The 16,703-nt window shown below is 55.8% G+C and carries 20 protein-coding genes, 1 tRNA gene and 1 pseudogene; 11 read left to right on the top strand and 11 right to left on the bottom strand.

Annotation, left to right across the window (positions count from 1 at the left end; translation table 11 throughout):
* The first annotated feature begins 14 nt into the window (after positions 1-14).
* Complete coding sequence (locus ACP5J3_RS00110) at positions 15-428, top strand: DUF2286 domain-containing protein (protein ID WP_263242793.1); 414 nt, start codon at positions 15-17, stop codon at positions 426-428.
* On the opposite strand, the gene ACP5J3_RS00105 is transcribed toward ACP5J3_RS00110, so the two are convergent.
* A complete protein-coding gene (locus tag ACP5J3_RS00105; protein WP_428493767.1) occupies positions 420-2,987 on the bottom strand; it encodes a DNA-directed DNA polymerase I in 2,568 nt (855 codons plus the stop codon). The genes ACP5J3_RS00110 and ACP5J3_RS00105 overlap by 9 nt on opposite strands.
* Before the next feature lie 88 nt (positions 2,988-3,075).
* On the opposite strand from ACP5J3_RS00105, the gene ACP5J3_RS00100 reads away from it, so the two are divergent.
* Positions 3,076-3,486, top strand: a complete 411-nt coding sequence (locus ACP5J3_RS00100; RefSeq protein ID WP_428493765.1) for a hypothetical protein — start codon at positions 3,076-3,078, stop codon at positions 3,484-3,486.
* On the opposite strand, the gene hmgA is transcribed toward ACP5J3_RS00100, so the two are convergent.
* Complete coding sequence (hmgA, locus tag ACP5J3_RS00095; protein WP_428493764.1) at positions 3,479-4,675, bottom strand: hydroxymethylglutaryl-CoA reductase (NADPH); 1,197 nt, start codon at positions 4,673-4,675, stop codon at positions 3,479-3,481. The genes ACP5J3_RS00100 and hmgA overlap by 8 nt on opposite strands.
* A gap of 28 nt (positions 4,676-4,703) precedes the next feature.
* Here hmgA and ACP5J3_RS00090 point away from each other — a divergent pair, with 28 nt between their 5' ends.
* The 5 genes from ACP5J3_RS00090 to ACP5J3_RS00070 all read left to right on the top strand — a co-directional run bounded on the left by ACP5J3_RS00090 (position 4,704) and on the right by ACP5J3_RS00070 (position 8,238).
* Positions 4,704-5,810 carry a thiolase family protein gene (locus tag ACP5J3_RS00090; protein ID WP_428493763.1) on the top strand — a complete coding sequence of 369 codons (1,107 nt, stop codon included), beginning with the start codon at positions 4,704-4,706 and terminating at the stop codon, positions 5,808-5,810.
* 34 nt (positions 5,811-5,844) lie between these two features.
* Positions 5,845-6,246: a Zn-ribbon domain-containing OB-fold protein gene (locus ACP5J3_RS00085; RefSeq protein WP_428493762.1), complete on the top strand. Its 402-nt coding sequence runs from the start codon at positions 5,845-5,847 to the stop codon at positions 6,244-6,246.
* Entirely contained in the window at positions 6,243-7,295 is a 1,053-nt protein-coding gene (locus tag ACP5J3_RS00080) for a hydroxymethylglutaryl-CoA synthase (protein ID WP_428493761.1), read from the top strand. The genes ACP5J3_RS00085 and ACP5J3_RS00080 overlap by 4 nt, the downstream gene beginning before the upstream one ends.
* A gap of 82 nt (positions 7,296-7,377) precedes the next feature.
* Positions 7,378-7,602: a FaeA/PapI family transcriptional regulator gene (locus ACP5J3_RS00075; protein ID WP_014287705.1), complete on the top strand. Its 225-nt coding sequence runs from the start codon at positions 7,378-7,380 to the stop codon at positions 7,600-7,602.
* A 30-nt stretch (positions 7,603-7,632) separates the two neighbouring features.
* Entirely contained in the window at positions 7,633-8,238 is a 606-nt protein-coding gene (locus ACP5J3_RS00070; RefSeq protein ID WP_428493760.1) for a hypothetical protein, read from the top strand.
* Here the strand turns inward: ACP5J3_RS00070 and ACP5J3_RS00065 are convergent.
* Positions 8,235-8,567 carry a 30S ribosomal protein S25e gene (locus tag ACP5J3_RS00065; protein WP_428493759.1) on the bottom strand — a complete coding sequence of 111 codons (333 nt, stop codon included), beginning with the start codon at positions 8,565-8,567 and terminating at the stop codon, positions 8,235-8,237. The two genes, ACP5J3_RS00070 and ACP5J3_RS00065, sit on opposite strands and share 4 nt — an antisense overlap.
* A gap of 109 nt (positions 8,568-8,676) precedes the next feature.
* Between ACP5J3_RS00065 and ACP5J3_RS00060 the strand changes: the two genes are divergently transcribed.
* A tRNA-Arg gene (locus ACP5J3_RS00060) sits at positions 8,677-8,807 on the top strand.
* 8 nt (positions 8,808-8,815) lie between these two features.
* Here ACP5J3_RS00060 and ACP5J3_RS00055 read toward each other — a convergent pair.
* Together ACP5J3_RS00055 and ACP5J3_RS00050 are read right to left on the bottom strand one after the other, a co-directional pair.
* Positions 8,816-10,099: a hypothetical protein gene (locus tag ACP5J3_RS00055; protein WP_428493758.1), complete on the bottom strand. Its 1,284-nt coding sequence runs from the start codon at positions 10,097-10,099 to the stop codon at positions 8,816-8,818.
* A 377-nt stretch (positions 10,100-10,476) separates the two neighbouring features.
* Positions 10,477-11,106 carry a KEOPS complex kinase/ATPase Bud32 gene (locus ACP5J3_RS00050; protein WP_428493757.1) on the bottom strand — a complete coding sequence of 210 codons (630 nt, stop codon included), beginning with the start codon at positions 11,104-11,106 and terminating at the stop codon, positions 10,477-10,479.
* Positions 11,107-11,150: 44 nt separating this feature from the next.
* On the opposite strand from ACP5J3_RS00050, the gene ACP5J3_RS00045 reads away from it, so the two are divergent.
* On the top strand, positions 11,151-12,272 hold the full coding sequence (locus ACP5J3_RS00045) for a radical SAM protein (protein ID WP_428493756.1): 1,122 nt from the start codon (positions 11,151-11,153) through the stop codon (positions 12,270-12,272).
* Here ACP5J3_RS00045 and ACP5J3_RS00040 read toward each other — a convergent pair.
* Positions 12,265-13,164, bottom strand: coding sequence for a hypothetical protein (locus tag ACP5J3_RS00040; RefSeq protein WP_263242808.1), 900 nt, complete (start codon positions 13,162-13,164; stop codon positions 12,265-12,267). The genes ACP5J3_RS00045 and ACP5J3_RS00040 overlap by 8 nt on opposite strands.
* A 20-nt stretch (positions 13,165-13,184) precedes the next feature.
* A complete protein-coding gene (locus ACP5J3_RS00035) occupies positions 13,185-13,355 on the bottom strand; it encodes a metal-binding protein (protein WP_237179445.1) in 171 nt (56 codons plus the stop codon).
* 48 nt (positions 13,356-13,403) lie between these two features.
* Between ACP5J3_RS00035 and ACP5J3_RS00030 the strand changes: the two genes are divergently transcribed.
* On the top strand, positions 13,404-13,946 hold the full coding sequence (locus tag ACP5J3_RS00030; RefSeq protein ID WP_428493755.1) for a hypothetical protein: 543 nt from the start codon (positions 13,404-13,406) through the stop codon (positions 13,944-13,946).
* Here ACP5J3_RS00030 and ACP5J3_RS00025 read toward each other — a convergent pair.
* From ACP5J3_RS00025 to ACP5J3_RS00010, 4 genes are read right to left on the bottom strand one after another with little or no spacing between them, the layout of a single operon-like run.
* Positions 13,938-14,828: a DHH family phosphoesterase gene (locus ACP5J3_RS00025; RefSeq protein ID WP_014287716.1), complete on the bottom strand. Its 891-nt coding sequence runs from the start codon at positions 14,826-14,828 to the stop codon at positions 13,938-13,940. The two genes, ACP5J3_RS00030 and ACP5J3_RS00025, sit on opposite strands and share 9 nt — an antisense overlap.
* Complete coding sequence (locus tag ACP5J3_RS00020; protein ID WP_428493754.1) at positions 14,813-15,088, bottom strand: hypothetical protein; 276 nt, start codon at positions 15,086-15,088, stop codon at positions 14,813-14,815. The genes ACP5J3_RS00025 and ACP5J3_RS00020 overlap by 16 nt, the downstream gene beginning before the upstream one ends.
* A 5-nt stretch (positions 15,089-15,093) precedes the next feature.
* Entirely contained in the window at positions 15,094-15,474 is a 381-nt protein-coding gene (locus ACP5J3_RS00015) for a prefoldin subunit beta (protein ID WP_014287718.1), read from the bottom strand.
* Between the two features lie 21 nt (positions 15,475-15,495).
* Complete coding sequence (locus tag ACP5J3_RS00010; protein ID WP_428493753.1) at positions 15,496-15,714, bottom strand: hypothetical protein; 219 nt, start codon at positions 15,712-15,714, stop codon at positions 15,496-15,498.
* Between the two features lie 464 nt (positions 15,715-16,178).
* On the opposite strand from ACP5J3_RS00010, the pseudogene ACP5J3_RS00005 reads away from it, so the two are divergent.
* Positions 16,179-16,703: pseudogene (locus ACP5J3_RS00005) on the top strand (hypothetical protein); the annotation flags it as partial.

The raw sequence follows: 16,703 nt of genomic DNA, 5'->3' as shown, positions 1-16,703 counted from the left end.
CTAGACGTGGATCAATGAGCGTCGTTGCGCATATCACAAAAAACACAGTGGCCAAGCGCGATGTCATTAATAAAGATGTCATGGAGGCTGTTAAGGACGTCGCGATAGAACTCCTAAAGGCGTGGAACCCCGCGGCCTCCGACTTCATAATACTACGAGATTTCTACTCAGTCTCATACCCAGCGCCCCTCTCTAGGGAACTCCTCGAAAAAGTTCGGAAGTACTCGCCAAAGAGAATAGAGAATAGAGTGGAGGTAACCCTGCCGGTTTTTGAAATTGTCCACGGGGCCCAGTGGGCTGGGGACAGCTTAAGCGTCGGAGACGCTGTTGTTGTATTCCCCTTTATCGACGACGCCACGACTGAGGAGGTGCTGAGGGGGGTAGTGCAAAACCTCGCGGGGCAGGAGGAGGGGGAGGATTTAGAGTAGCCTAGTAGCCCCGCGCAACTCCTCGATAGAGACGCCCATAGCCTCCAGTATCTGTTCTAGCGACGTGTTTATGTACTCCAGGTACTTCTTCTCGTCTATCTCGTCTATTCTCGCCAATTGTATGGGCTTTACCCCAATTGCGTCTTTCGTCTTGATTAGGACTATGGCGTCTCCCCGCCCCACGTTAATTCCGTATTTCAACAGCTGCTCAGCCGCCTTGACGTGTTGCGGCTTGTTCTTCGTGTATTCATTCAAGTTCTTGTTCAGAACGATTTTTATCCCAAGCTTATCCAGAGTGATTTTCTTCTCCCTAATCTTGGCCTCTGTATCTTTAACCATAGCTACAACGGCGTCGCGGACCTTAGTGATGTCTTCCACCGTGTTTATATTCTTTAGACTTTCTATAATTTCCTCCACCAGCTCCTTCACAAGCGGCGGCGCGTTGCGTTTCTTCGCCACAATACCCTTGACTATGACGCTCCCATCGCTAGTCACGCCTAGGTAGTTCTTCTTACGGCCGCTAAACATGACGAATTTATACACCTTGTCAAGCTCTATATCTATCCCCAGCTCCTCTGTGTAGGCCACGAGCTTCTTTAACTTCTCCTCGGAGACATTCCAGAGAAAGAGAGAGTCCGTATCTCCGTACACCGGTATAAGGCCCAGCTCCGTCGCCTTGAGCACTGTGCTGGTCATTATGTACCTAGCCAGGGCTGTTGTGAGCTCGGCGACCGGCGGGCAGTAGAGGGGAAACGTCTCTGCGCCGAAAACGCCATAGGAGGCGTTTATGAAAACCTTCATGGCGCTCTGGACTACGTCGTATAGCTGCCTCTCGGCCGGCGTCGGCGCCTTCTTAGCCAGTTTCTTATAGACGTGCACCCTTAAGTCCCTCAAGATGCCCACCAGGGTGCTCGTGAGGCCGGGCTTGTCGCGGCAGACTGTGTGGGGTAGCTCCGGTATCGGCCTCTCCGCGTCCTGTCTACAGTTAACGGTCTCGTACGAGAGGTTCCACTTGCTGATTATCGAGGGGTACAGAGAGGCGAAGTCGAGGACGTACACGTCGAAGAAGATGCCAAGCGGGGGGTCCAGCACCACGGCCCCCGCGTACTTCTTCCCCTTGATTATGGCTTTTGTGTGGGTCTGCCCCTTTACGTTTAGAATATCCTCCTTGTTTGGTATAAGCCACCCCCTCCTGCGGTGTTCGTAGTACAGCATGTTGCGGATCCACGCCGAGACCTGGGACCTGGTGATGTCCTCTATGGGCATTTTAGCTATCCTAGACAGGAGGATTATTAGCTTCATCACCATTTCGTTGTTGTACAGCGTGAAGTAGAGGGTGATGAGGGCGTCTCTGTAGTTGTACTCGGCGAGTTCCCAGTAGCCCATTCTAGAGACGTTTTTCTGCCTCTCCACCTTCCCGACGCCTAGAATTGCGTATGCTATCCCGTCTAGTCCCCTCTCCCCCCTGTACACGCCGCCGAAGGCGTAGGCCTCGATTGCCTTTATGGCAAAGAACTTGAACATGTCTATGTGGACGCCGGGGGCTACACTGACGTAGTCCCGCTTGGCGGCTATTGGCAAGTCCTCCTTGGGTATGCCGAGGGCAATGGCTCTGTTGTAGAGGTAGGGGAGGTCGAAGTTGTCGCCGTTGAAGGTGATGACTATTGGGTACTGGACTATGGTTTTGAATACCTCCATTAAGAGGTCGTATTCGCTGTCGAAAAACAAAATCTCGTAGTCCGGCCTGTACCTCAGCTCGGCCTCCCTGCCAGGGCGTCTAAGCATCAACACCCGCCTCAGCCCGTCGCTTCCCACCAGAGCCACCGAGATTATTTCATACTCGGCGCTCTTCGGGTCTGGGATTTTGTTTTCCTGCGGGGTGTAGACCTCCACGTCTATGGCGACCCTCCTGATGTGGGGGATGGGCGCCTGGAATAGAGGTATCCACTCCTCTGCCACCTTGCTGTGTTCTTGTTTAAAGATGTTGGCGAGGGAGGACTTGACCTCTGGGGGTATTGAAATCTCTACGGGCGTGAGGCCGCCCCCGTTGGATCTATACCACATGCCCGGAATCACGTTTCTGTCGAAGAGGTAGCTGTGGTGGTACTTTATCCGCGACTCCCAAGTCTCCTTGAGGATGTCCCTCAGCGAGTTTCTGCCGCCGCCCACCGACAGAGGGTCTTTTGCATATACCTTAGTCACGAGAATCCTCCGGTCGTTTAGCGCGTCGTATTTCTCCTCTACGCCGAAGTGGCTGAACCCCTGGTGGCGCAGGGCGCTGGGGAACTTCTCCATTATCTCCTCGGGCGTCTTTGTCGTTATGAGATACGGCTTGTGGCCGGTGTTGTCGTACCAGTAGTACACGTTGTCCGTCGCGGGGTCGTAGAGCTTTACCAAGGCCTTGCCCTCCGCTCCGTCGTACACAACCGACAGCACGATCGAGGGCGGCGCCGTGGCAGAGACGATGCCCTTTATTTTCCCCTCCTCTATGGCTTCGCCCTCGTATTCTCTGACCTCTTCTTGTTCAAACTCTTCAAACTCCTCCTCAAACTCCGCCACATATATAGTAGTCGAGGTGGTTAAAAACTAAAACTGCATATTACCTCGCCAGTATAAAAGCTTATAAAGAGCTCTATCATTGAGTTTCGTGGTAATTTATGTTTCGCCGCATAAGAAGGACAACAAGACATCTGCGGCGACAGATCTCAAGCGAATTATCGTAACTGAGATAATAAACGAGGCGATCCACGGCGTAACTATCCTCGACGAGAGGGGGGTGCCCATTATACACCACCTGCCAAACACCCTAACGGCTAAGACCCTCCGCCAAGTCTCAAACCTCATAGAGATCATCAACATAATCAGGCAGAACCAAGACGAGAGCCTCGGGGAGTTTAACTACGTCACCGTCAAGTACGCCAACTACAAGGTCGGCATCTTCGAGCTACCAAACAAAAGAGGCTGGCTCATAGTTTTCGTCAACCCCCTCTGGCATATTGAAAACCTGTTGCCAAAAATCCGGCAGTTTGCCCACAGAATGGCCCAGAGCCTCACCTAGCCCCCCTGCCCAGCCTCTGGTGCGCCGACGCGAGCTCGTTCCTGGCAAGTGCCACCAGCAAATTCAACTCCCCCGCCAGCACGGTAGCCGCAACGATCTCGGCGAATTTCAACGCGTTTCTCCCCGGCGGGTCGCCGGGGCCCGCCACGCCCAGGAGCTCCAGCGCCTCTCTCTGCGTGGGCAACCCAGTCCCGCCGCCTACAGTGCCTACCTCTAGGCTCGGCAGATATACAGATATGTAAAGCCCCTCCTCCCTAGCCTCCGTGGAGGTTATCCCCATACTCGACTCCACAACCTGCGCCGCGTCTTGACCCGTCGCTATGAAAATCGCCGCCACTATATTGGCGAAGTGCGCATTAAAGCCATAGGAGTGGGCCAGGGCTGAGCCTACTAGATTCTTCCTAACATTCACGTTGTGAACATCCTCGGGGGAGGTCCCCATCTTCTCCAACAACTCCCTCTTGACCAGCGCCTCGGCCACCACAGTCTTCCCCCTCCCCAGTATGAAGTTGACGGCGTTAGCCTTCTTATCTACACACATATTGCCGCTGAGCGCGACCAGCCTAGCCTTCGGAAAGTTCTCATGGATGTACCTAGCCACGGCGTCTGAAGCTATGGTGACCATGTTCATCCCCATGGCGTCCCCCGTGGAGAAGACCAGCCTAAGCCACACGTAGTTCCCCACGACGAAAGGCTGCACCTCTCTCAACTTGCCAAACCTAGTGGTCGACTCGGCCACCTTCTTCAACTCCTCAAAGTGTTGCGTGACCCAGTCGACGAACTCGACAGAGTCGATTAGCGAAGGCAGTCTAAACAGGGGGGCCCTGGCCATGCCGTCTCTCAACACCTTCACCCTGGCGCCTCCCGACTCGGTCACTAGCTTGGCGCCTCTGTTGACCGAGGCCACGAGAGCCCCCTCGGTGGTGGCTAGGGGGACGTAGAAGTAGCCATCTGCGTAGTCCCCCCTGACGAGGAGGGGGCCGGCGACGCCTACGGGGATCTGCACGGCGCCAATCACATTTTCAATATTCCTCCCAACCACAGTGTTGAGATCTATCACCGTTTTGCCAATGTTCTCCAGCCTAGCGCCAGTGGCCTTCTCCAGATACTGCCTCCTCGCCTCGGCGGCTTTGTTTGCGTCGCCGTAAACCTTTTCAAACTCGTGTAGTTTCACTTCCATTAGAAACATTTTAATAAGTTGTCTTTATAACTCTTTGATGAGAGACGTATACGTTGTAGGCGGGGCGCTCTACCCGGCGGGGCGCCACTACGACAAGAACCACGACGACCTCGCCGCCGCCGTGCTCGACAAGGCAATCGCCGACGCCAAGGCGGATATAGACGCCCTCTTCGTGGCCTCGTCCACTACCGAGCTCGCCAACAGGCAACAAATATTGGGGGCCTACATACTGGAGTCCATTGGCATAGATAAAATACCAGTTTTCAGAATCGAAAACGGAGACGGCTCAGGCGGCGCCGCCGTGGCTCTTGCATACCACGCCTTGAAGTCTGAGGAGTACAACTGCGTCGCCGTGGTGGGCGTCGACAAGCCAAACGACGTCCTCAGCAACCAGCAACAAGATATCTACGCCACAACCCTCGACACGTATTTCGAAAGATACTTCGGCTTCACGCCCCTCTCACTCGCCGCGTTAATGGCCAAGATGTACCTCAAGAAATACGAATACAAATACGAAGACCTAGCTAGGTGGGCTGTCTACATGCACGCGCACGGCGCGGGCAACCCCTATGCCTACTTTAAACGCCCAATAAAGCTGGAAGACGCAACGAACAGCGAAGTGGTCAGCGAGCCCCTCCGCCTATACGACGTGGGCCCCCTCGCAGACGGAGCCGCCGCGGCCGTGCTATGCGCAAACAAGAAAGATGGGCCGAGGATATTGACCGCAGCCACCGCAACCAACACAAGAAGCTTCAACGCCAGGCAGGAATACGACGTCTTGTACAGCCTCCAAGAGGCCTCAAGACGCGCCTTAGACAAGGCCGGCGTCACCCCAAGAGACGTGGCGGCGGCTGAGGTGCACGACTCCTTTTCAATACTAGGGGTGCTGGCCGTCGAGAGCCTCGGCCTCGTGAAGAGAGGCGGCGCGCTGGCGGCTTTGAGAGAGGGCGACCTGCCGGTGAACCTAAGCGGAGGCTTTAAAGCCAGGGGAAACATCCTCGGCGCCACGGGGGTGTACCAGCTGGTGGAGGTGGCTTGGCAGTTGATGGGGAAGGAGTTCAAGCGCGTCGACGGTAGCCACGGAGTGATCCACAGCATGGGGGGCATAGATAAGATATCGACAGTTGTTGTATTAGAATCATGACAATACATAAAAAGGATAACGAAAGAACAGAGATATGAGACACGAATCTGTGCCGATATATTGGAGAAACATACCGCAGTACTACCGCCTGGTGGCCAAGAGGTGTAGAAAATGCGGCTCTATACACTACCCGCCGGTGGCTAGGTGCGGATGCGGCTCCAAAGATCTGGAAGACGTGGAGCTCCCCAGAGAGGGGAAGCTACTAGAATTCACCGTCTTGCACCAGGTGGGGACCGATTTCTTAAAACAGAAGCCGCTGATATTGGGCCTAGTGGAGCTGACAAACGGAGTCAAGATAGCGGCCCAGATAGTCGACGCGCAACCCGAGAAGCTAGCCCCGGGGGTCAAGGTAGAGGCTGTGTTTAGGAGAGTTGTCGTCGACGGCAAACACGGCCTCGTGATGTACGGATACAAATTCAGACCCGTGGGGGTATGAGCAGGGTGGGGATAGTAAGCTGGGGCGCCTATATACCAAAGTACCGGATTAGGACCGAGGAGGTGGCGAGGATCTGGGGCGACGACCCGCTCCGCATAGTGGACGTCTACCTAGTCGACGAGAAGAGCGTAGAGGGAATTGACGAAGACGCCGTGACGATAGCCGTCGAGGCGGCCAGGAGGGCCATAAAGAGGGCGGGGATAGATCCTAGGCGGATAGGCGTTGTGTACGCCGGCACCGAGTCCAAGCCCTATGCTGTTAAGCCCATATCGTCGATACTAGTAGACGCCCTGGGCCTCAGCAACAATGTCTTCGCCGTGGATATGGAGTTTGCGTGCAAGGCGGGTAGCGAGGGGCTCGTAGCCGCCATGGGGCTGGTGGAGTCGGGACGCGTGGAGTACGGCATGACGGTAGGCACCGACACGTCCCAAGGCGAGCCGGGGGAGCACTTGGAGTACTCGGCGAGTAGCGGCGGCGCGGCTCTAGTAGTCGGTCGGGACGGCGTCGTCGCCGAGCTGGAGGCCGTGTACTCGTACGTGTCCGACACGCCAGACTTCTGGAGGAGGGAGGGCTCCCCCTACCCAATGCACGGCGAAGGCTTCACCGGGGAACCCGCCTACTTCAGACACATAATAGGCGCGGCCAAGGGCTTAATGGAGAGACACGGCTACAAGCCCTCGGACTTCACCTACGTCGTGTTCCACCAGCCAAACGGCAGATTCCCAGTCCGCGCCGCGTCTATGCTGAACATACCAATGGATAAGGTGAAGCCCGGCATCGTCGTGACGGACATCGGAAATACCTACAACGCCTCGGCGCTGATGGGCTTCGCCAAGGTGCTAGACTCGGCAAAGCCGGGAGACAAAATACTACTAGTGCCCTTCGGTAGCGGCGCCGGGTCAAACGCCTTCGTATTCACAACCACAGACTTAATAACAGAAAGGCAGAAAGCGGGCGTGCCGACGGTCGAGGAGATGCTACGCGACAAGATATACGTAGACTACGCCCAGTACTTAAAAATGAGGAAAATGATAAAGCTATTCGACTAAACCAGACACGAAAAACTCCAACATTACCCAGGTATTATCTTGGTTAAACAACGGCAAAAAAAGCACACGTCCCGAGATATACATGCCTAGAAGACAGACAGACAAGGTCTTCGAGAGAAAGGAGCAGGTAATAGAATACCTCAAGACCTACGGCGAGCTTACAACCAGCAGACTAATACAACTCACAGGCCTCAGCCACTCCCAGATATTCTACATACTCAAACTCCTAGAAAAAGAAAGCATAGTCAAGGAGGTCAAAAGAGGCAAAATAGCCTACTGGAGGCTTGTAGAGACCAAGGAGGCGTAGCTTTTTAACCCCCAAGCCCCGGTATAGACAGTGCTCTCGGAGCTGTACAAAACAGGCAAGGTGAGGCAAGAGGCGTTGGGGGTCCTCGCCAAAACAATAATATGTATAAAAACTGGTTGCCTCGCCTCAGGACCCGAGGTAACCTTCGCCGGCTCCACGATACAGCTCGCCGAGACGATAACCCTCACCCCCCAGACCCGGCCGCCCCAGAAAGAGGCAAAACAAGCCAAGCAAACCACCACACAACGCAGACAGTCCCAACCCGCGCCGAGGCAGGCCCCCAAGCAGGAGGCCCCCCGCCAGCCAGCAGAAAAGCCCCTACAGATCCCCCCTAGCCAAGAGCCGCCAAGAGAGACAACCAGCTGGGACACCCTCGCAACTCTACTAGCCAACGAGGCAAAGATAGACAAGTCAAAGGCGGAGTCCGTGCTAGACGTTGTAGCGAACTATCTAGCCGTCTACCCCAGCGTAGGCGTAATTAGGCTAATAGAAGACGTCACCCGCATCGCCAAAGCCGACCAGAGGGCGGTGAGAGCCGCGATAGAAATCCTAAGATCAGCCGACGTAATTGAGCTAAAAGAGGAAGGCGTCGTAAACCTCAAAAAACCCCTAAAAAGAGGCGAGATACCACTCTAGCCACCCCTCGCCGGTATATAAACCTCAGTTCTGTGACCCTTAGCCACCAGAACTAGGTCCCCCCTCTCACGAAGACTCCTCAACACTTTAAACGCCACCGACATCTTGATACCGTATTTAGTAGCCACCTCGTAGGGAGTCACAACCCTCATACCCACAACCTCCCTAGCAATAGCTTGAAAAACCTTTTCATCAAGAGCTTGCACAGTCCTCTTAGCAGGAGCCTCCTCCTTCTTCACTTCTTTCTTACCCTTCTGCGCCTGTTGCGCCTTCTCCTTCTCAGCCTTCTTAGCCAACTGGCTCAAAGTAGGCTTCTTCTTACCACCCATGCAGGACAATGACGCTGTGGTATTAAAAACTTTACCCCCACCACAGATCTACAATCCGGCGTTTGCTATTAAGCACAGAAAACTTAAAAACATACACAATATTAGTAAAGGGCCCGTAGCTCAGTCAGGATAGAGCGGCGGTGGACCCGGCCTAGGTCCGCCGAGCCTCCTAAGCCGTAGGTCCCGTCAAGCCCCCGCGTGGGGGCTTGGGATAGGGTTCGAATCCCGGCGGGCCCGCCAGAGGAATTTTATAAGTGTTGGAGCAGTTTCAGTAATAGCTTTTTCGCAACTGGCTTTTCTGCCGTCTTCAAATATTCTGCAATTCTCTTCTTTAGTTCTGGATCGCCTCTCGCCATCTGGATTAGCGCCCCGCCTGGGATGTATACTACATATCGACTTCTGTCTTTGTACATCTTAGCGTACGGCGCGAGCTTTTCCGCGGTCTTCTTAGCCTCTTCCTCGCTGGCTAGCCGCGTCTCTGCGTACAGCGTCTTGGCGGCGAGGTGGAGGCGCATCTTTACTCCGCTTATTAATATGTAAGTTGGATTAAAGCGTCTGACAGAGGAGGAGGTTAGCCACTTTAAGTAGGCCCATTTATGAGAGTGTAGCACATCGAGAAGAGGTGCGTAGGTCCCAGCCTCCGCCATGGCTCTTGCAATCCGCCTAGCCTCAGCTCCACATATAATTATGCGGCCGCTTGTAAATGTTCCTAGTTCAGATTCTAGCCCTGACACGTCTTTTATTGATATTTGGAGACATCTGCGGCGATCTACTACGCCGTCTCCAAGCCACCAGGTGAGGAGAGGTCTGTATACGCCCCTTTTCGCCATGGCTAAGGCGAGACGCTGGGCCTCTTGCTTAGTCCACCTCTCTTCCCAGTCCTTGGCGATTAAGTGAAAGACCGTGGATAGTCCCCTTGCCGTGAGGGCGATGAAGTCTATACGCACCCACAACCTACCGGGTCGCGTGGCGGCCCAGGCTAGAATTTGCCACGGCTGTGTCGTGTTTAACCTGGGTCTACTATTCAATACGCCTTCGTCAGATGCCCGCCACCCGATCTGCAACGCCTCTAACTCTTCTCCTTGTAATATGTTGGGAAAATACAGCTCTCCCGATGCACCACGTAGATGCAGTGTATATATTACAGACTTACTCATATACGTGTGGATACATGTTTCACCAGAACAAACGTAAAAAGTAGCCCCGTCCCCCTTCTCTACTTTAACACTACCTTCCTCTACAGCTCTACATATCTTTACTAATTTTTCTCTAGATTGATTTTCGGCGTTGTCCAGCAACGGAAACAGGCTATCTACGAACTGTCTAAACTGCGCCGCAACATCATCTGGCAAGGATAAGGCTCTAGGCACTGCATCGGCTACGTACTGCATATACAGCCTCCACTTTTTAAATAGCGTATAGACGTCGCCGCGCAACACTCCGCGCTCTCTAGACTCTTTCAACACGGACTCAAAAGTCGGCTCGGCCTCACTGCTCAACGCCAACCTACACCTCTCTTTCAACCTTTCCACCAGCCTGGTAACATCTTCGCCTGCAACATTAAAATTCCGCTAGACGCCAGCTAAGCAGAGTCCCCATGGGTATGGGGATCTACATTTCCATATAACTCCTATCCGATAGGTTGTGCTGTGTAGATGTGGTAGACGTAGGCACATATGTTTACTCAGATTTAAAGTCAACTACGGCGTCTTGCCCTCCCTCTATGCTTCGCCTTACTCGCCACTATTCCCTTGTCCTGTTCAAAAACGGCCAGCGATATTTCTATCGGAGCAGGCTACAAGCTCTACACACAAGGACAACAGAAGACTGGCTTGAGCCAATTATAAATCTGGTCTATAGCTTGAACCGTAGGTCGTGGGTTCGAATCCCACCGGGCCCGCTACTTTTCTCAACTGCGCTCGGCGTAGCGTCCCGAGGCCCTTATCCGCGCGACCTCCTTCTCCACGGCTGTGGCTTTTTCGTGCATTTCTTGGCGGTAGCCTTCCCAGAACAGCGCCTTCAGTTCCTCGGCTTTTTCGCCGTAGAGATCGAGTGTCCGTAGGAGCACGTTGACGTCTCGGGCGAGTAGGACCGCGGTTCTCCTAGTCCAGCCCTTCCTGTGTTCACCTAGCCCGAAGTCTATGAAGCACAGCTCTCCCCTTGTTAGGATTATGTTTGTGGGGGCGAGGTCGCCGTGTATCAAGCCCGCGCTGTGCATCCTCCCCACGAGGCGGCCCACGTCGCGGAGGTGGCTGTACCTGCCTTCGCCTATCAAGTCTCGGAGGTTTTTGCCCTCTATGTACTCCATAATTATGAGGGCCTTCTCCGGGTCGAAGAAATAGACGGCGGGGGTCCTCACGCCGAGGGTGTGCGCTGTGTACATATTCCTGACTTCGTTTATGGTGCGCCTCCGCCTTATGTAGCGATCTAGCTCGGGGTCTCTGTAGGCTTTGGGTTTGCGCCACTTGAGGACGGCCTTTAGCCCGAACCACTCCATCAGGTAAATCTCGGCCTCGGCGCCTTTGGCTATGAGTTGCACGGCGTCGCCTTGTTAAAGATTTTAAACTGATTCGCCTCTTATACGTGTCGTGGGTTATTTACCGGCCCGACGCGGTGGCTGTGTGGCGGGAGCCGGTGGTTCGGGAGAGGCTTAGGTGGTACTACTCGGTGATGCGGGACGAGGCGCCGGCTAAGTTTCACATCGCCGCCAGGGTGGAGGCGCCGGCGGACTACTCCTCGATGGGCGACGACGAGCTGTGGAAGGTGCACGACGAGCTGGGCCGCGTCTTTGACGAGGAGTGGAGCCGCCAGAGGGAGAGGCCGGATATTTCGCTGGTGAAGAGGGGCCTCCCAGGGGCTTCGTTTCTAGATGTTAAGATCGAGCTTGCTAGGAGGCAACTGAGGCGTTGTATGCTCTGCGAGAGGCGCTGTGGGGTGGATAGGACTGCGAGGGCTGGGGCGTGTCTTCTAGACGCTAGGGCCAGGGTGGCTAGCTACTTCCACCACCTGGGGGAGGAGGCGCCGCTGGTGCCGTCGGGGACTGTGTTTTTCGCCGGGTGTAACTTCCGCTGTGTTTACTGCCAGAACTGGGATATTTCCCAATTTCCAGACTCGGGCGTGGAGGCCTCTGCGGGGGCTCTGGCGGCTATTCAAGTGAGGCTGAGGGAGGAGGGTGCCCGCAACATCAACTGGGTCGGGGGGGAGCCGACGCCGAACATCCCCCACATACTCGAGTCATTGAGAATCCTGGCTGGGAGGGGTGTGAACGTGCCTCAGCTCTGGAATTCCAACATGTACCTCACGCCCCAGGGCCTCTCTCTCATTCTCCACGTCGTAGACATATGGCTACCGGATTTTAAATACGGCGACGACTCGCATGCCCTTAAGTATTCCGTTGCGCCGCGGTACTGGGAGGTGACCACGCGGAATTTCTCGGTGATCTGCAGGAGGCGGGAGGATATCATTGTGCGGCATCTGGTGTTGCCGGGCCACGTGGAGTGTTGCACCAAGCCGGTGTTGAGGTGGCTTGCGGAGAACTGTAGACACGCTCTTGTGAACATCATGGATCAGTACAGGCCCGAGTACCTCGTTGTAAAGCTAAACCGCTACAGGGAGCTTAGGCGCAGGGTCTCTGAGGAGGAGATGGAGGAGGCGTATAGATACGCAGACGCCCTCGGCCTCGCCTGGCGGGAGGTCACTAGGTGATTCTCAGCACGTAGAGCTTGGCGGGGGGCGCCCCCTCGCGCTCCACGTCTATTTTCCCCGTGAGTATCAACAGGGCTGGGATGTGGGGGCTCTCCTCTATCCGCCTCCGCGTCTGCGGGTCTTTCAACGCCGCCTGCCACGCCTCGTGTATTTTCGACGGCGGCGTGAGTCTGAGGGTTCTTTCTAGGAGCTTCGTCGTGGTCTTGACGCACTGCCCCTTGGGGCAGTCCCGGCCCGCGGCTACCACCTTCACCGCGTAGTAGAGCATTGGTATCGTGATGCCCAGCCCCGTGGAGGGGTCTCTATAGATTATAGCCGATCTGTTTCTCCACCTAGAGGCGATGCGCCACAGGAGTTGCGACACTATGTCGGGGTCGTCGGCCTCCACGGCGCCGCTTCTTATTATCCTGTCTGCCACGTCCTCCTCGTCGTCGCCCTTGACTTGAAGCGCCCTCAGTCTGACCACTATGTCGAAGTCGCGCCCGTCTCTGCCTCCCCCCACCACCTTAGAGCTGAGCGACTCCACCGGCTTCCCCCCCGTGAAGAGTTTATCCAGCCCGTCCACCCTTGTACATGTGTAGAGGGAGAGGGAGGTGGAGCTTCCCGCCACCGTGGACTTCACTAGGGGGGGCCCGGCGACCCAGCACTCCCTCTCGCCCACCATCTTGTAGACGGAGGTGTGTAGCCTCGGCGCGTACCTCACCTCGGCGCCGTAGTTATCTACGGCCTCTAGAACGGCGATTTTGTTAAAGATGGGGCCCGACGTCACCACGGTCAGCTTGGTGACCTGCGCCAGGGCCAACACGCCCAGCCCCCCGAGGGGGGTGGACGCGGCTAGCACCTGCGCCGGCTTTATATACTCGATACACTCCTGGAGAGAGGCGCAGAACATGGCCGCTTGTAAGCGGCTATTTATAAATGTGGGCCCCCTCTCTTGGCGAGGTACTGGGCGTAGACCGCGCAGCCGCTACCTCCGTTGTTACAGTACTTTTCTAGCTGCGTCTTCCTGGTCCGCCACTCCTCTGGCGGCATCAGTACGCACCTCAAGCCGTCTGCCGTGGGGCGCAACATGGGGCACCGCACAGGCCGCCTTGTTAACATTGTTTTTATATGTTTGCCTTTCCCAGAGGTGTGGAGTGCGACGTTGTGGTGGAGTATCTAGGCGAGAGGGGGATAGGGGCGAAGAGGGAGAGGGCGGAGCTCGTGCTCGCCTCGGTGGGGGATCTGCGGATAGGGTTCTGGTGCCCCCGGGACGAGTTCCCGGGTTTTGATGATATCGACGAGGTTAGAAAGGCTCTGGGCATCGACTCGCTTGACGTGTTGGTGGTGGTTTCGTACAGGCCCTACGTGTTGGTTGACTACCTGAACTCTTTGCTAGAGAGGGCTCATAGATGGTATGGGATGCGGTTTGACCTGAAGCTACTGGGGGTGAGCTCCGTGGAGATCGAGACGGGTCTGGAGGAGGCTCTGGGCAGGGCTTTGGTGGAGAAGCCCTCGAAGCTCGGGAGGGGGGTTAAGACGGAGTACGTGTGTCCTCAATGCGGGCGGGATTTCCTCCACCTGTATAGACAGGAGAAGTACTTTTCCAGGAGGTACAGGGGGCGGGTTGTGCAGAGCATATATGGGTGTCCCAGCTGTAGTTTCAAAGCCAGGAGGGTAGATCTCCTAGACTAGGGGGACGGCGTCGGGAAACAGCTTCTTTATCACCGCTCTCAGAAGGCTTGGCAACTCTCTCTTGCTTGTCCTCTCGCCCAGCACGGCGACTGCGGCTTCTCTATGCCCCCCGCCTGCCCCCAGCGACTTCGCCATCTCGGCTACGTTCACCTCCCGCGATCTAAAGACGAGGTGCACGCCGTCTTTTTTCAAAGAGGCCACAACAGCCACCTTGCAACCAGCCGATAGGAGCAACGCCGCCAAGTCGGACTCGTGCGCGCCTACGTGCGACGTGCAGATTATACCTAATGAAGATTCGTAAATCTCCAGCCTCTGCATCCCCTTCAACAGCGCAATTGCCACGTGCTCCCCTCTCTGGCCCTCCTCGGCGCCTACCAAATCTCCCAGGACCCCGCCGACCTTCTCCATGAGGTAGGCAACCCACCTCAGAGTCTCAGCGTCGGCTCTCCTCAACCGGCCGGTGTCTGTGTAGATGCCTAAAACGGCTAGCCTCGCCACCTCCGGCGGAATATCGACGCCGGCCTCCTCGGCCAGCGTCAGAGCGACCTCGGTACAGCTCGGCCTGTTGGCCACGACGCCGGGTATCTCATCCCCGACCAAGTGGTGATCCACTCTCACACATCTCCCACATATAGGGGGAATTTGGCTGAGAGACGCCACGTCGGCCAGCACGTATAAATCAACGCCGCTGGGGACCTCCTCTACGCATCCCCCCAGTGGGGAGCCCTCTGGACACACGACGGCGACAACCTCAACGCCAAGCCTCTCCAAAACCAGCTTCATTATCTCAGCACATGCCAAGGCGTCTGCGTCAGCTCTCCTATGCGTCACTACCGCGGCCCTCTCAGCGCCTCTCAACAAATCCCTTAGCTTTTCCAGCATTTCTCGGCATCTCTTGGATCTAGGGGCCACCCCCGCTCCTTTACCAAATCTGCGATGCACACGCCCAGCTCGGCGGCCTCCTCGACGACTTTCTGCAGGTAGGAGTCGTCCACCAGCACGCTTGCGTCGACGTCCACGTCCACCTCGACGCCGTCCCCAGTGTAAGAGACAAATACCGTGATGTGCTTGACCGCGTCCCCCAGCTTTTTCTCTATGTATCTAAGGACTTGGGAAGAAATAAACTCATTGATCTCATCCATCTATGTTAGCCCCCGCCCTTCGCGGCCTCGGCGGCGCCTCCCTTGAGCCTCGCCAGCTCTTTGTTTATCTCGTCGCGGAGCTTATCAATCTGCTCCCTCAGCATGGACTCCTGCCTCGAAAGCGTCTTCACGTGTAGCTCAAGTAGCTCTTTCCTGTCTTTCAACTCCTGCAACGCCGCGTCGCGGCTCTGCGGCACGAGGAAGTTGCCGACGTTTTTAAAGATCCTCGCGTCTGGAGATAGACGCTCGATTTCCGCAATGGCCTTCTCCACCTCTCTCAGCTCCGCCTCGTACTGCTGCTTCCTCAACAAGACGCTTTGCAACTGGGCCTGTGCTTGGTTAAATCTGTTAATTAGGTCTTGGAGAGATGGTGGTATCTGCGCCATCGGCAACACGCACCCCCTGCTTTATAAAGATTTCCACTCCCCAATGTGCTCCACTACGTACAGCGCCCGCATTACTGTGTGGAGGAGCGACCTGAGGCTCGCCGCGTCGGCCGCCTCCGCCACTATGCTTCCCCCCTCTACGTAGAGGCGGCCTCGGGGAAAGCGCACCTCGCCCTCCAGGATTTTAAATGTGCGCAACACGAGCTCGTCGTTGCCTACGTTAATCACTAGCCTATACATGTCTATACGCCACTTTTCTTTATCGAGGGGGGGCTATGTCGCCACCAAGCGACTCTACTAGATACCGTCATATTCATTAGAGAGCTAATACAAGTATTTATATGTATAGCGCCGCTGGTAGAGAGCTTCTAGGTAATGCGCGGCCCGCCCACTACGGACACTACATCTCTCAGCGGGGTGCCTCTAGCCGCGTCTCGCCTACAGGGACGCTACTGGAAAGAGAAAGAGACTGATCAGACGCCTTGTTTTCATCTGCCGATCGCCGTCTCTCCGGCGTGTGAGACCACCTGCCGAGGCTGTCCTGTTTACATCCGGCGAAAAAAGACCCGGCGAGCGGTTGGGTGATGTAAAGGGGAGGGGGACGTGCCGCTCCGTTTACATTCAGCGGAGCTCCCGGCGCCCGCCGCCGTGGTGTTAACCGGGGATAGAGCCGGGGCGCGAAACGCCGCTACATATCTTTATACATGGGGGTTTCGGGTAGTTTCGGCGGGGTCTGTGGAGGCGCTGGTGTTACACAGTTGTCTAAATTCACAGAAAAGCCGCCTACTACGCACAAACTCAAGAGAATTGGGTATGAGCTAAGGATGTACAAAGCTGGAAGCGCCGTCCACAGGCTGTACGGCGAGGAGGCTAGGCGGTTTGCGAGGGAGGCTCTGCCGTATCTAGTGGCTCTTGAGCGTGTGCTTGAGGTGGTGAAGAGCGACGAACAGATTTATTCCAAGGTGGCGAAGCTTACCGAGATGGCAAGGGCGGAGAAAGTAAGGGCGCGGATCGAGAGCTTCACCACAGAGGGTAAGAGGCCTAGGGCTAGGCTGGTTGTCGAGGCGGACGGCGTAGCGGCGGAGTTCTCAATAAGCCTGCATGAAGGCAACATGATAGAGCTCCGCTTCGGCACAACCAACCGCGCCGAGGCCGAGCGTAGGGTGGCTGTGCTGAGGGCGGTGGGAGTGAGGGCTGAGGTGAAGAATATTTATCACAATTCCCTCAAC

The sequence above is a fragment of the Pyrobaculum sp. genome (assembly GCF_049971835.1).
Taxonomy (GTDB): domain Archaea; phylum Thermoproteota; class Thermoprotei; order Thermoproteales; family Thermoproteaceae; genus Pyrobaculum.
Note: the sequence above shows the minus strand (reverse complement) of the source record. Positions and strands in the feature narration are given on the sequence as shown.

Coding starts and splice junctions, on each gene's coding strand:
- ACP5J3_RS00075 (WP_014287705.1), top strand. CDS start 7,378: ATGCCTAGAAGACAGACAGACAAGGTCTTCGAGAGAAAGGAGCAGGTA.
- ACP5J3_RS00040 (WP_263242808.1), bottom strand. CDS start 13,164: ATGTTCTGCGCCTCTCTCCAGGAGTGTATCGAGTATATAAAGCCGGCG.
- ACP5J3_RS00015 (WP_014287718.1), bottom strand. CDS start 15,474: ATGGCGCAGATACCACCATCTCTCCAAGACCTAATTAACAGATTTAAC.
- ACP5J3_RS00090 (WP_428493763.1), top strand. CDS start 4,704: ATGAGAGACGTATACGTTGTAGGCGGGGCGCTCTACCCGGCGGGGCGC.
- ACP5J3_RS00085 (WP_428493762.1), top strand. CDS start 5,845: ATGAGACACGAATCTGTGCCGATATATTGGAGAAACATACCGCAGTAC.
- hmgA (WP_428493764.1), bottom strand. CDS start 4,675: ATGTTTCTAATGGAAGTGAAACTACACGAGTTTGAAAAGGTTTACGGC.
- ACP5J3_RS00080 (WP_428493761.1), top strand. CDS start 6,243: ATGAGCAGGGTGGGGATAGTAAGCTGGGGCGCCTATATACCAAAGTAC.
- ACP5J3_RS00025 (WP_014287716.1), bottom strand. CDS start 14,828: ATGCTGGAAAAGCTAAGGGATTTGTTGAGAGGCGCTGAGAGGGCCGCG.
- ACP5J3_RS00010 (WP_428493753.1), bottom strand. CDS start 15,714: ATGTATAGGCTAGTGATTAACGTAGGCAACGACGAGCTCGTGTTGCGC.
- ACP5J3_RS00065 (WP_428493759.1), bottom strand. CDS start 8,567: ATGGGTGGTAAGAAGAAGCCTACTTTGAGCCAGTTGGCTAAGAAGGCT.
- ACP5J3_RS00020 (WP_428493754.1), bottom strand. CDS start 15,088: ATGGATGAGATCAATGAGTTTATTTCTTCCCAAGTCCTTAGATACATA.
- ACP5J3_RS00110 (WP_263242793.1), top strand. CDS start 15: ATGAGCGTCGTTGCGCATATCACAAAAAACACAGTGGCCAAGCGCGAT.